This window comes from Parapedobacter flavus (assembly GCF_035818675.1).
Taxonomy (GTDB): Bacteria; Bacteroidota; Bacteroidia; order Sphingobacteriales; family Sphingobacteriaceae; genus Parapedobacter; species Parapedobacter flavus.
In genome coordinates, this window is record NZ_JAYKZZ010000001.1 from 307,053 (window position 1) to 319,454 (window position 12,402).

The following is a 12,402-nucleotide window of genomic DNA, read 5'->3' on the forward strand; positions in this document are numbered from 1 at the left end:
ATGAATTGTTACATGATCATGAAAAGAAAGTCGACCCTATATTTCTCCCTCCTTATATTCGCCTGTTGTGCGACCTCTTGCGAGCAATGGCTCGACGTAAAACCTTCCAATCAATTTGACGAAGGCGAACAGTTCGAGACTGAGCAGGGATATCACGATGCGCTTATCGGGATTTATCAATCCATGGCTGTCGACAGTACGTACGGCGCGGACCTCGGGTTCAAATTTATCGACGTGCTGGCCCAGCTTTATCAGAACAAGCGGTTCGTTTCCGACTATTACGGACATACGGCGCGTTACGACTATGCCGCCGGCAGCGATGAACAAGACAACCCCAAGCCCGCCATTGCCGATATATGGCGGTTCCAGTACCAATCGATCGCCCATGTTAACTACCTGCTGAAACACCTGGACCGTAAACCCGACGCCTTGGGCGAGCAACGTTTCGGCTTGGTGAAGGGGGAAGCCTTGGCGCTGCGGGCGTTGCTGCATTTCGATCTGCTTAGACTATATGCACCGATGTATACCGAGAGCACGGCATCGGCCCCCGGCATCCCCTATATGGAAGCATTTACGGTGCATCCGCAGGAGCGGCTTACCCTCGACGAGGTACTGGCCAGGATTTTGGATGACCTGGAGGAGGCCGTGGAGTTGCAATCCGTTTTCACCGAGATCGACCCGATTGCTGGCAACCAAGGAGCCACATCGTCCGAACTGTTTCTGATGTTCCGGCAAAACCGCATGAACTACTGGGCAGCGAAAGCGCTGCTGGCACGGGTATACCTTTACAAGGGCGATAAAGCCAATGCATTGGCGATGGCGGACGAAGTTATTAACTCCCAGCAATTCCACTTTGTCAATACCGCCAGTCTCAATACCGATGAACGGATGGAAGGTTCCAACACCATTTTTTCATCAGAGCACATTTTTTCGATCTACCGTTCCGATTTGTCGGGCGTGGCGGACCGCTATTTCAAAACCCAGCAAACGGCTGCGGAGGCGAGCGACCTGTTCAGCACCGGTGCCGCGCTGGACGAATGGTATGAAGTGAGCCGCGAAGGGTATGGTGTAGATATCCGGTCGCCCCTGGCCACGGCCAACCGGTGGAATGCGTTCAACACGGGCACGGTTTACACCAAGAAATATTATGCTGATCATCCATCCAATGTGAACCAACGGCTTATTCCATTGATCCGCCTGCCCGAGATGTATTACATCGCAGCCGAGGCGGCCACCAGCATCGACCAGGCACTCACCTACCTGAATGCGGTGCGGACGGCGCGGCTGCTTCCCGAATTGACCACAGCTACGGTAACCGATGGGGAGCAATTGGAAAGCGAATTGTTCAAGGAATACCGCAAGGAGTTCTACGGAGAGGGCCAGCTGTGGTATTACTACAAGCGGCACAACTACGCGAGCATTCCGAATAGCCCGGTGTCCACCATGACACCCAGCCTGTATACATTCCCCATTCCGGATGACGAGTTAACGTATAATGTGAATTTTTAACCGAGAGATATGAAGGCAATGAAATATAAGTTGTTTTTTCTGGCGATACCGATGCTCATTTCCGGTTGTTCCGAGGACGATCGGCTGCTTTTTGACCAAACAACGAGTGTTTATTTCAACAATAGCGATTCGTTGGAGTATACCTTTGCTTTTGAGCCGGAAGCGGTATCATCGGATACCATCTACCTGGATTTCCGGATTACCGGTATGGCTGTGGATGTTGACCGCGAAATTGGCATCGAGACGGACAGCCTCACCACGGCAAAAGCGGGCTACCATTTCGATATCGTCAATCCCGTGATCCCCGCAGGCACGTACGAAGCCAGTGTACCGGTGGTATTGTACCGGCGCCCCGGTTTGGTAGATTCCGTGGTTACCGCCTACCTTCGGATCGTCGATTCGCCAGACCTGCTGGCCGGGTATGACGATGCGGCCTGGAGTTGGCCGGTTCTGCGCGCCAAATACAGCCGCCGGCGGTTTAAGTTTACCGTAACCGACCAGCTGAATAAGCCGGCCATTTGGGATAGTTTCTGGATGAGCTTCTTCGGTGATTACTCGCGCGTGAAATTGCGGTTTTTAGCCCAAGCCACCGGATACACCAATTGGAATGCCGGGGTTTACCTGCCGCAGGACCGGAATTTCATGATTCAGGCGGCGCGTTATGCCCTTTACGAATATGAACAGGCCAATGGCCCCATGTTAGACGAAAATGGAAACCGGGTTGTGTTTCCGTAAACAGTGAATAAGCAATGAGAATACGCGATATCAACGTGTTGTGCCTGCTCGTCCTATTCGGGCTTAGCGGGTGCTTGAAAGATAAGGGGAACTACGATTACCAAAGCATCGAAAAAGTAAGTATCAACGACCCCGCGCAGTCCAGCCGGATATATATCGAGCCCGGGCAGACCCTTCAGCTCAATCCGGTGCTCAGCACCGCTTCCGAGGGCTTGAGTTACCTTTGGTTTGTTTATAACAATTCGCCGCAGTCGCCCTATAACCTGCCGAAAGATACCTTGGCGAATACAAAAGACCTCGACTACGCACTCGATCCCGCCATTTTTAAAATGGGTGAGGACTATCGGCTGACCTATAAGGTAACCGACGATGCAACGGGATTGTCGGCTTTCTATTTTTACGACATTACCGTATCCAGTAAGCTCACCAACGGGTGGGTAATGCTGGAAGATAAGGCCGGGAGCGCCGACCTGGCGATGGTGCTGGATAACGGTGAAGTGGTTTATAACATTTTTACGGACCGCCATCCGGATTACCGCGTTGCCGACCCACTGTCGATTTCGATATCCGCAAGAGACGTTACCGACGACGTGAGCACACCCGGTAAAAAGATTTACCTGGTAGCCCAGTCGGATGCTTTTGAAATCGATCCCACAACCTTCGAAAAGCGCTTCGATTTCGATTTCTTGTTTTTCCAGTCCCCTCCAGCCGTAGCACCCACCATGATCGCATGGCCGTCTACCGGTACCGGACTGTTGATTAACGAAGGGAAGTTGAGTACCAACCTCACCGGCGGTTTCCCCAATGCCAAGAAATTCGGATTATATCTAGCCACGCCCAACGGGGATTATGATTACGATATGGCGCCCTATTTCGCATCGCGTTTTGCGTATGCCGATACGTACCAATGCATCATGTACGATCAAAAACACCAACGATTTTACCAGGCGTCATACGATGCGCTGACCGCTTTCCCGAGCAACGCCAGCGATACCGATATTTTTGATATGAATAATGTGGGGCTAGATATGGTCAAGATCGACTCTTCTAACCTGACTAACACATACAACGCGATCATGAAAGATGAGGCGCAGGCGTATATCCTACAGTTCTCGATGGTTGCTACAGAAGGTAATCCGGTAATAACCAAACTCAAACAGCCGATGAACGCACCGGAGTTGATGACCTCGGCCAGCCAGACCGCATCGACCATCACACCACACGTTTTTTATGGTGCGGGTAGCGCACTTTACCGGTACGAAATATCTTCCAATTCGTACCGCACCGCACATACTTTTCCGGCAAACGAAAGTGTCACGGCCACCCAGTTCGTACGCAATGGTTACGGGTTGAATGCCCCGAAACTACTGGTCGCTACGTGGGATGGCACCGAGGGGAAATTATACCATTTCCGCCTTTCAAATGCGGGCCACGTAGAAGGCGTGGACCGGACCGACGCTGGGTTTGGGAAAATCATAGACATGGCATACAAGAATTAATAACGATATAAACACCTTACGACATGAGATATTTGAAATTTTTGGCCATCGGCCTGCTGATGACAACAAGTGGAATTACACTAGCCCAGCAGGCGCAAGACCCCCGTATGCAGGTTGCCCGTGAAGGGACACCCGAAGAGAAAGCCGCCTTGGAAGCAGACTTACGCGGAGCGGTCGGCTCGTACACGAATGAAGACGAATACCGGACGGCACAATACCTCTTCTATGCATTGGGTTACCAGGATGTCGCCGACTCCCTCAACCTCGTGGCCGTCGAAAAGTTTCCGAAAGGTCGTGCGGCGAGATCGGCGTTTGTGACGGATGTGTTTTATGAAGCAGAAGACGTCAAAGCAAAAGAGAAGGTATATAAGAAGATTTTAAAGAAATGGCCCGTAGCGAAGTTCGCGGGCGATGAGGTAGTTTACGACTACATGACCGCCAGTCTCTCGAGGGATTATGCCGAAATAGGCGATTTCGACAAAGCCATCGAATACCTCGGGGAGCTGCGGGAGCGGTTTTGGCGGGGCAACGGATACCTACCCGTTGCGCAGGCCCTACTCACGGCAGGCGATACGGCCCGCGCGTTGCCATTAATCCAACTGGTTGAAGAAGACGCTTATTATTTCCTGACGCTGCCCGAGGAAGAGAAGGATAACAAAGCCCGGTTCGCGGCAGTGGGATACCCCGGTGCGGTATCCATGCTGGCCGATGTATACACGAAACAGGGCGATTACGAAAAAGCATTGCAGAAGATCGAAGAAGCCATACAAGCCGCCCCCGATCAGGCCGACCGGTTTGCCGCTTCATATGCGGTTTGCCTGGAAGCGGCGGGCCGGAAGCTGGAAGCCCTGAACGAGCTGGCCAAGATATACAAAACCGGGCAGTTTGGTGTGGCCGATAAGATGAAGGAATTGTATGCGGAATTGAATACGACAACCAAGGGATTTGAACGGTACCAATCCGCATTACAGGAAGGAATGGTGGCCAAGATACGAGAGCACATCAAAACGTTGGAACAGTACAAGCCGGCACCCGACTTTGAGTTGCTGAACTTGGACGGGCAAAAGGTGGCCCTATCCAGCCTGAAAGGCAAAGTGGTGGTGCTCGATTTCTGGGCGACGTGGTGCCAGCCGTGTATCCGCTCGTTTCCGGGGATGAAAGCTGCGCAGGAAATGTATGCCGACGACGATGCGGTGGAATTTCTTTTTATCAACACATGGGAGCGTACGGAAGACTATAAAGAACAGGTTGCCGCGTTTATCGAAAAACATGCGTACCCGTTTGAGGTGCTCTTTGATGACCAGGTCGACCCCGCCACCAAGCAGAACCTGGCGGCTGCGTTCGGCGTTCAGGGGATACCGGCTAAGTTCATCATTGACAAAGAAGGAAACATCCGCTACGCGCTGACGGGGTCATCGCCACAAGTGGAGTACATCAAAATGGAGATGAAAGAACTGATAGAGGCAGCAAAGGAGCCGATGTCCGCCCGCTAGCGGATATCCTGTTTACTCGTCTACCCAGTGGACTTTGCTTTCAACGGGGAGTCGGTTCGCTTCCCGTGGCGGCTCATCGTGGTAACCCATGTAAAAGAAGCCGAGGCATTCTTCATGCGGTGCCATGTCTAGGAAATCACCGATGTGATGGATGATGGTACTCGGGCTGCTCCAGTAGCCGCCGATACCGGCCGCAGACGCCGCAAGCCAAAGGTTTTGCACCGCGCAGGCCGTGGCGGCCAGTTCCTCCCATTTCGGTACGGCACCGCTGTACGACACGATGATAGCCGCCACCGCTCCGGAGCGCAGCACTTTGTCGCGGGTGTTTTCCAACTTTTTTTGCAAGAACTGCTCCGGTGGTGTTTGTGCTTTGTAGAGCGATGCCAGCTGGTCCGCCAGTCGCGCCAGCCCTTGTTCGCGGAACACGACGAACCGCCACGGCTGGGTGAGTTTGTGGGTAGGCGCTGCATTCGCGCACGCCAATAACTCGGTTAGCAATTCTTTGGGTATAGCTTGTGCGGTATAGCTCGGTGGAAAAATTGCCCGGCGATGGTTGATTACCTGTTTGATGGTTTCGAAATGAGTTGATGGCATGTGAATGAGTTATGACGTATGGTTTTTCTTACGATGAATGTCGACTTCCGGCTAGTTCAACAATATGCAAAATGGTCCGGACAGCCTTTTCCATATCCTGTACGGATACCCATTCCACTTTGCCATGGAAGGCATGGCCGCCCGCGAAGATATTGGGGCAGGGGAGGCCCATGAACGACAGGCGTGAGCCGTCCGTGCCGCCGCGGATACTCCGGCGGATCGGTTCCATCCCTGCGCGGTGGATGGCCTCCAAGCCGATTTCCATGATTTGCGGGTGGCGGTCGACCACCTGCTTCATGTTGCGGTACTGTTCGGCTACTGCAAACCGGTAGCTGCAGCCGGGATGGTGGGATAGTACCTCTTTTACGATAGTTTCCAGTTCCAGTTCATGGCGATGTAGATTTTCATCGGTGAAATCACGGACAATAAACTCGATGGTGGCCTGTTCGACGCCCCCTTTGATGGACACCGGGTGCACAAAACCCTCGCGGTTGCTGGTTGTCTCGGGTGATAGTCGATCTTTGGGCAGCGAATCGATGACGGTGGCCGCTATTTTCAGGGCACTTTGCAACTTACCTTTGGCAAAGCCGGGGTGTACGCTGACGCCATCGATGGTGACGGTGACCCCGTCGGCCGAGAACGTTTCATCCTCAATGGAGCCTGCCGTTTCGCCATCCAGGGTGTAGGCGAAATCGGCACCCAGCTTGGCTAGATCTGCTTTGTCCACACCACGGCCGATCTCTTCGTCGGGCGTAAATAAGATTTTGACGGTTCCGTGTTTGATTTCCGGCTGGGTCATCAGTGCCTGGACGGCGGTCATGATTTCCGCTACCCCAGCTTTGTCGTCGGCCCCCAGCAAGGTCGTGCCACTGGCCGTAATGATGTCGTTTCCCAGTTGGTTTGCCAGGTCGGGGTGTTCGGCAGGTTTGATGGCCACGTTGGGGTCATCAGGCAATGCGATGTCTCCGCCGCCGTAATTCCGGTGCACGATGGGCTTCACATCGGTTCCCGAACAATCGGGCGCCGTGTCCATGTGGGAGCAGAAGCAGATGACCGGTACGGCTTTGTCGATGTTGGCGGGGATGGTGGCATACACGTAGCCATGTTCGTCGAGATGGGCATCGGAGACGCCCATGGCGAGCAGTTCGCCGACAAGTATCCGGCCGAGGTTTTTCTGCTTCTCCGTGGAAGGGCAGCTTGCGGAAGTCGGGTCGGATTGGGTATCTATCTGTACGTAGCGCAGGAAGCGCTCCTCAACGCTGGATATAGGGATATTGTTTATGATCGAATCATTCATGGTAGCGCCAAACTTAGGCAAATTTCTTTGCACTACGGGCACCCAGCAAACAAATCACTAATCCCTTATTCATAATTTAATGTCGCCGTAGCCCGGCAATCCGCATGGCTAACCAGGCGGACCCAACGGGTCTGGAAAGCCTCGGGAAACACATAATCCACGTTTTGCCCGGGAGCGACCTTCAGTTGCTTGTAATCTACCCACATGCCCTGACCGGTAGGGTCTGCCTGCAACGTGAAAGTGACCTCTTTTTCCGAATCATGCAAAAGATGGAGGCTGCGTTTGTCATAAAACGCAATAAGATAAGGGTCGGACGGTACATTTGCCTTCACTTGGCTCCGATTCCACGGGCCGCCGTGGCCGGTCGGTTTCCCCAGCTTCCACAGATCATCGATCGCTCCCACCCAAACGGCCGCTTTTCCGTCGTCGGCCACGATGATATGCTCGCTGCTGTGTGACTTCATGCGTTCGGGGTTGATACCGGTCATGACCAGCATGCCCCGATAGGATGCATAATCTTGGATGCCATACGGATGTGAAGTGACCGGCCTGATTTTAGCGTAGCCATCGGCATTTTCGGCAGGAAGCTCGTAAAAAGTACCGTGACACGAAAACAAATCGCGCTCGGTGGCTACTTCGCGGCATACCCGCAACGCGCCGCTATGGGTGGCGGCAGTGTAGGGGGAGGGACCGAAAGGCAACCTCCAGCGCCGTCCTTTGTCGTCTATCACCAACACCGATGCCTGATCGATGGTTACCACTTGTTTGGGAATGGCAAACCGTTCCCGGATGAAAGATTCTGTCGTGTCGTCTGTTTTCTTTACCAATTTCAAGTGTTCATCGAGTTCGTAGTAACCCGTCGGGCGGGATGTGCCCTGCGCTACGGCTGTTGCTGCCAGTCCCAGTGCGCGGCGATCGTTTCCCAGGCCGTATAGGAGCCCCCCGGTGTACGTCGATTGTGCGATAGGCCGCAAACCCAAAAAAATGGGGTCCGGATCTTCATTCCTTTCTTCAACATCGGTATAGTTGAACTGCACGGATAATTTCGCGGGTGCACTTACCCGAGCACGAATCCACTCCCCTTGGTCACGATTGGAAAAAAGGTGGGAAGCGCCGTTTTTCGCAGGCACACGCACGGAGCTTAGCGTGGTCCATTCGCCGGTACCCTTAGCATCCACCTCAAACGTCACATTTACATCGTGGTCGCTCTCATTATGTAGCCAAGCCATGCGCCGGTCCCATCCTGCAAAGAGAAACGGTTCGGAAGGCGTTTCGGGTTTGACCTCCTCAGCCATCCAAACGGCGCCTTCGGCCGTCGTAGGGCCCAATTCATCGGGCACTGTGTACGAGGTGAACCACAAATTGGAATTGGACTGCCCAGGCCCCCCAATATCCCCTTTGGCTTTCCGCTTGTTGAGGAATTCCCGCTGTGCCGAATCGTCGCAACCGAACACCAGTCCACCCCCCCAACGCGTGAAGTCGCCAATGACCTTCAGATATGCCGACCTGGGGCGTATGCCCGCACTGTTGGTGGAACGGAACGTGCCCGGGAATCTCCAGAACATGCCGTGCATAGTCATGAGGTAATCGGGGTCCGACTCCGTCCCAATATTCCGTATCCGGGGCCACTCCGTATTCCACCCGTGGGCCCCGTCGTAGCTATGGCTGGCTTTCGGTAGTCGGTAGAAGTGCCATGATCCATGGTCGCGGACACCCAACACCAATGAACGGTGATCCCAGCCAATGGTCCAAATAGGATCCGATTCCGGATGTTGGTTGCCGTGGATACCGCCCGGGCCGGTAACTTCGGTAAATTGCATTCTACGAATCAGCTTCCAGGAATTGCCATCCCATTCGCTTAAGCCGCCCGAGCGTGCGTCGAATTCTTCAAGTGCCTGTTTTCCGCGCTCGCCGTTGTTGCTATATACCACCACGCCTTGGCCGGAATACATCCCTTTGCCATGCCAACCCACAAGGTTTGCCCGCGGTACCCCCCGCGTATCCGTGTCTTTAAGGTTTTCATCCGACGTGATCCAGGTAGGCTTGAGTGTATGCACATCGACATCGTAAAACCCTTCCTCCATGGTGCCATAATAAATGCGGTTGGCAGGGTCCGTAAGGTGTCGGGCATTGCCTGTATGTCGGCCGGGCATGTCGCTATAGGGAATCGTACGAACGCTCCCGTTACCGTCAATAGCGTAAGGGCCAATGAACAATTGGTTGCTTTCGGGGTGAATCATCCGGTTGGCAGGCGTGCCGCCAATGCTTTCCTCATGGATAGTCCGTGTAAAGTCTGGCGCAATCTCATACAATTTATCTGACGACCCGAAGGGTAAATGCGGACCGTAAGTAACTGCCCATAGCTTACCCGCCCACGGTACCACGGCGCCGGTGCCGCATTCACCTTCATGGTTATACATGGCCAGATGCGGATAGATGCCGCTAACGGATAGGGTATCTGCCGGTTGCTGAGCTGGTCCCGCTAGCGGAAATAAAAGTCCTGCGGCGAGGAAGGCGCTGGTCATAAAAGTAAATTTACTGAAGTCTACCATGGTTCATGCTAAGATAGACAAAAGTAGCCTATTTTTAAGAACTTTACCAGACCCCTTGCGGGCGCCTAATCAGAAATTTAGGCAATAAAAGGAAGACTACGAAAGACCCCCTCAAAGTCTTCCAAAGGAGAAAAGCAAATAAAAGTGCGCCAAAAAGATTTTCGGGGTACCCCGAAAATCTTTTTGGCGCACTTTTATTTGTGAATGTGGTCTAGTTGTGTCAAAAACATCGATTTTTGCGTTTTTTACCGCGGTAGAATCAGACACCTTACCCCATCTCATCGGCACTCGGTCCGTAGCTGCCCGGTATGGGGATGTCCAGCAGGCGCAGGAAGACACCCAATTGCGCACGGTGATGTATCGTTTGGCTGAATGCATGACGAACCATACCATACTTATTTGTGTCGAGGTACACCACATCACCACCCCGCATCGTCCAGGGCTTGTCCAGCAAGTTTTCGGGTAAACGTTCCAATGCCGACTTGCCGGTCTGGTACGATTTTTCAAACAGCGCCAACAGGTCGGCGTTGCTGTCGATCGGTGCCGGTGTGTAATTCCCTTCGTTGAAGTCCAGCACATCCTGGTCTACAGCCATTGCATACCACGATGGGATTTCGGCGATATGCGTAGCCAATTGTTTTAAGGTCATACTTTTCGGGTGTGGTGACCAGTCGAACCGATCTTCGGGCACGAGCGCAAGCATTTTCCGGGTAATTGCCGCTTCGCTTTCCAATTCTGTCAATAGTTCTTTAATGATGTCCATTTTTCTATATTTATTAATTTCTTATTGCAAAACTAGCTTCGGTCAGTGACAGCCCTATGGCAGGATGAAAAAGGAGAAAATTATTTTGTCTTCTCCAATGATTTGATGCGTTGTTTCAGCGACAATCTTGGTACAGGTTATAGTCCGCTGCTAATCGGGCATGCGACCGCCATTGATGCGAAGTATCCGCCTCGTCAAAAGCGTGGCCCTGCCGTTTGGGTTGATTCGGCAAACGATTCCCATATATTGGTAACGGCGGTGCAGACGGCTATCCCACTCCCTGTACCAGACGTCTCCAAGGGATTGCAGTTTGGACCCAATCATGTCGGAGACTTCCGAAGGAATTCCCGTGCTCATTCGAAAATCGACCAGCAAGCCGTCTTCCGAGATCGCTCCGCCGAAATTATAAACAGAATCGTTCGCTGCCTTCCCGTCGGGTAATCGATATTTTCGGCTCAGGATGCCGTTCAAGTCAAGGACGTTTCCCGCAAAGCGGGCAATGGGATTTGGACGGGTATGAACATAGGTAGCATTTGCTGCGACCGGCTTATACCAATGGGAAAAATCATAATGGATGGAATCAACGGTAACCTCGGCCTGGATAGTATAGTAATTGTTGCTATCCTGCAGCCCGGTAATATCGGCTCCATAATCGATGGCGACTTTTGGCAGTGGTGGCAAATCGATATAACCCAACGAACTGCTGTACCCTCGGGAGGCCTCTTGGCTCAACGGTTCGACCTGTTCTTTGTCGGAATGCCGTACAAATGCCACGGAAGTGGGTACTTCCGATTTGTAATCGACAACAATACGTACAATATCCGGATGTTCTGCAAAAAACGTTTGGTTTGACGTGCTTGGAAAGCCCAGCTTAAACATGGCTTGGAGGTTTTGTTGCCCCATGGTGCTGACCGCGAGTGCGTTGCAAAGAAATGCGAGATACCATCTTTTGTCCATATACAGTTGTTGAGGTTAATCACTTGCCATTGACAGGGCAGATGGTGTTGGAATGATCGTTACCTTCCCATCGGCTTCCAATCGGACATACAATTTTATTGGGACACGCATTGGCCTGCCTGATGAATAGTAAATCCCTGGTGTCCATTTGCCTTGTTCGCGAATGGTACCCTCGGATACGAATATTGTTTCGAGTTGGGCCTTTATCCAATCGGAAAAGGAGGTCGCATCACCGGACAGCAGGTCCAATGTCGGCAAATGTCCCGCTCTGTTGACGATACCGCCAAAGACCAAAATCGAATCCCCTGAGGCTTTTACCCCGCTTACCTGGAATGCGCTCGTTATCCTGTGACTTGCCGTATCCATTTCGCCTTTGAATCGGGGTGTAAAGCTGTCAAAACCGCTTCCGGTTTTACCGATTAACTGGTACGATTCATAACCATAATATACGACGGAATCGCGATGGATGACCATCCATGTATTTCTGCCCGTTTTTCCGGGATTATTGTCCCCGTCAATATAAACAGCCGTAAAAGACGGCGTTACAAAATTGATTGGGCTGTATAGTTTCCGGAATAGGTAGGTATCACCTTCATATTCCATATCAAACGGTTCGCCATGTCTCCCGTCGGTCATAGCCGTGTCAAACTGCAAATAGAAAGTGGTTGGTGGATTCGCACCGAATCTTGCCCTGATCGATTTCACGAACGGGTACTTTTTGAAGAAAGCGTTATTGGATGTATCCGGCTGCACGATATTCCAGGAAAGGCGTGGGAACGAACCGACGACGTAAGGCTCCCTGTTTCGCTGTGCAGTTGCCGTGAATAGGGTGCTAACAAATAATAACGTGATGATAATGTATTTCATCGTGGTTAGCGTTAGCGCGTAGTTTTCAATAACCTTGTTACAAATCTAATTAAAGTTGCCGTAATGTGCAAACATACAATGGGATGCAATCAATTGATTGACGAGTTTTTATTGCCCGTCACAGCGTTTTCGTCCT

General features: G+C 52.3%; 10 protein-coding genes. 4 read left to right on the forward strand and 6 right to left on the reverse strand.

Going from position 1 to position 12,402, the window contains the following annotated elements; genetic code table 11:
• The first annotated feature begins 18 nt into the window (after window positions 1-18).
• The 4 genes from U9S71_RS01275 to U9S71_RS01290 are packed head-to-tail and all read left to right on the forward strand — an operon-like array spanning window position 19 to window position 5,236.
• A complete protein-coding gene (locus U9S71_RS01275; RefSeq protein WP_326324620.1) occupies window positions 19-1,509 on the forward strand; it encodes a RagB/SusD family nutrient uptake outer membrane protein in 1,491 nt (496 codons plus the stop codon).
• A 9-nt stretch (window positions 1,510-1,518) separates the two neighbouring features.
• Entirely contained in the window at window positions 1,519-2,244 is a 726-nt protein-coding gene (locus U9S71_RS01280; protein WP_326324621.1) for a DUF4843 domain-containing protein, read from the forward strand.
• A 14-nt stretch (window positions 2,245-2,258) separates the two neighbouring features.
• Window positions 2,259-3,743 carry a PKD-like family lipoprotein gene (locus tag U9S71_RS01285; protein ID WP_326324622.1) on the forward strand — a complete coding sequence of 495 codons (1,485 nt, stop codon included), beginning with the start codon at window positions 2,259-2,261 and terminating at the stop codon, window positions 3,741-3,743.
• Window positions 3,744-3,766: 23 nt separating this feature from the next.
• Window positions 3,767-5,236 (forward strand): redoxin domain-containing protein, encoded by a 1,470-nt coding sequence (locus U9S71_RS01290; protein ID WP_326324624.1) that lies wholly within the window; start codon window positions 3,767-3,769, stop codon window positions 5,234-5,236.
• 12 nt (window positions 5,237-5,248) lie between these two features.
• On the opposite strand, the gene U9S71_RS01295 is transcribed toward U9S71_RS01290, so the two are convergent.
• The 6 genes from U9S71_RS01295 to U9S71_RS01320 all read right to left on the reverse strand — a co-directional run bounded on the left by U9S71_RS01295 (window position 5,249) and on the right by U9S71_RS01320 (window position 12,266).
• Window positions 5,249-5,830, reverse strand: a complete 582-nt coding sequence (locus U9S71_RS01295; protein ID WP_326324626.1) for a nitroreductase family protein — start codon at window positions 5,828-5,830, stop codon at window positions 5,249-5,251.
• A 28-nt stretch (window positions 5,831-5,858) separates the two neighbouring features.
• Complete coding sequence (gene pepT / locus U9S71_RS01300) at window positions 5,859-7,127, reverse strand: peptidase T (RefSeq protein ID WP_326324627.1); 1,269 nt, start codon at window positions 7,125-7,127, stop codon at window positions 5,859-5,861.
• Window positions 7,128-7,192: 65 nt separating this feature from the next.
• The gene (locus U9S71_RS01305) at window positions 7,193-9,652 is read right to left on the reverse strand and encodes a hypothetical protein (protein WP_326324628.1); all 2,460 of its coding nucleotides are present in this window, start codon (window positions 9,650-9,652) and stop codon (window positions 7,193-7,195) included.
• 295 nt (window positions 9,653-9,947) lie between these two features.
• Window positions 9,948-10,442, reverse strand: a complete 495-nt coding sequence (locus U9S71_RS01310) for a DinB family protein (protein ID WP_326324629.1) — start codon at window positions 10,440-10,442, stop codon at window positions 9,948-9,950.
• Between the two features lie 150 nt (window positions 10,443-10,592).
• Window positions 10,593-11,399: a hypothetical protein gene (locus U9S71_RS01315; RefSeq protein ID WP_326324631.1), complete on the reverse strand. Its 807-nt coding sequence runs from the start codon at window positions 11,397-11,399 to the stop codon at window positions 10,593-10,595.
• Between the two features lie 15 nt (window positions 11,400-11,414).
• Complete coding sequence (locus tag U9S71_RS01320) at window positions 11,415-12,266, reverse strand: hypothetical protein (protein ID WP_326324632.1); 852 nt, start codon at window positions 12,264-12,266, stop codon at window positions 11,415-11,417.
• Window positions 12,267-12,402 lie beyond the last annotated feature (136 nt).

Bases quoted from the DNA above. Each gene is read 5' to 3' on its own strand.
- U9S71_RS01275 (WP_326324620.1), top strand. From the start codon at position 19: ATGAAAAGAAAGTCGACCCTATATTTCTCCCTCCTTATATTCGCCTGT.
- U9S71_RS01280 (WP_326324621.1), top strand. From the start codon at position 1,519: ATGAAGGCAATGAAATATAAGTTGTTTTTTCTGGCGATACCGATGCTC.
- U9S71_RS01285 (WP_326324622.1), top strand. From the start codon at position 2,259: ATGAGAATACGCGATATCAACGTGTTGTGCCTGCTCGTCCTATTCGGG.
- U9S71_RS01290 (WP_326324624.1), top strand. From the start codon at position 3,767: ATGAGATATTTGAAATTTTTGGCCATCGGCCTGCTGATGACAACAAGT.
- U9S71_RS01295 (WP_326324626.1), bottom strand. From the start codon at position 5,830: ATGCCATCAACTCATTTCGAAACCATCAAACAGGTAATCAACCATCGC.
- pepT (WP_326324627.1), bottom strand. From the start codon at position 7,127: ATGAATGATTCGATCATAAACAATATCCCTATATCCAGCGTTGAGGAG.
- U9S71_RS01305 (WP_326324628.1), bottom strand. From the start codon at position 9,652: ATGACCAGCGCCTTCCTCGCCGCAGGACTTTTATTTCCGCTAGCGGGA.
- U9S71_RS01310 (WP_326324629.1), bottom strand. From the start codon at position 10,442: ATGGACATCATTAAAGAACTATTGACAGAATTGGAAAGCGAAGCGGCA.
- U9S71_RS01315 (WP_326324631.1), bottom strand. From the start codon at position 11,399: ATGGACAAAAGATGGTATCTCGCATTTCTTTGCAACGCACTCGCGGTC.
- U9S71_RS01320 (WP_326324632.1), bottom strand. From the start codon at position 12,266: ATGAAATACATTATCATCACGTTATTATTTGTTAGCACCCTATTCACG.